At 31.9% G+C, this 634-nt stretch carries 1 protein-coding gene; it reads right to left on the bottom strand.

Annotation, left to right across the window (positions count from 1 at the left end; genetic code table 11):
- Positions 1-346: 346 nt before the first annotated feature.
- Positions 347-634: IS66 family insertion sequence element accessory protein TnpB (gene tnpB / locus JCM14822_RS18815; protein ID WP_054744180.1), on the bottom strand; the 288-nt coding region annotated here is incomplete at its 5' end.

The following is a 634-nucleotide window of genomic DNA, read 5'->3' on the forward strand; positions in this document are numbered from 1 at the left end:
TAAAAAGAGAACAATAAGTGCTTCTTTACTTAAACCTTTTAGTTCTTCTGATGTATATTTTTTACTCATAACAAACTCCTATATTTTGATAGGATTATTATACAATAAAATGAAAAGATTGACGAATTGGTGTCTTTCTAGGATTGGGCATTTTTATATGTGGAAAAGTAGAAAAGAGTTTGTTAAAAAGTAGCTCAGATAGAGCTTTAAGGGTAGGTTATCCACGGATTATCAATAGGATACTTAAATGAATGATGGATATTAAGTATATAGGGTGAAAAAAGGTGGATAACCTAAAAATAGAACGCAAAATACTAAAAATAAATTTCTCTATATTGCACAAAACTTATAATGATCTTGTAGGTGTAACTTTTGGAATTACTTTTTTCTGTTCAATAGCCAATCCTTGCATAAGCCATTGAAATTGCTCGGGCGTAATACTTAATACATCACTTTCCGTTCTAGGCCATTGAAAACGTCCAGCCTCTAAACGTTTGTAAAGAAGTAAAAAGCCATCTTCCTCCCATAATAAACACTTAATGCGATCAGCTCGCTTGCCACAAAACATAAACAGGATGTGTGGCTTGAATGGATCTAAGTGAAACTGTTCTTGTATAAGACAAGATAATCTATT

Source organism: Cellulosilyticum ruminicola JCM 14822 (assembly GCF_001311925.1).
GTDB lineage: Bacteria > Bacillota > Clostridia > Lachnospirales > Cellulosilyticaceae > Cellulosilyticum > Cellulosilyticum ruminicola.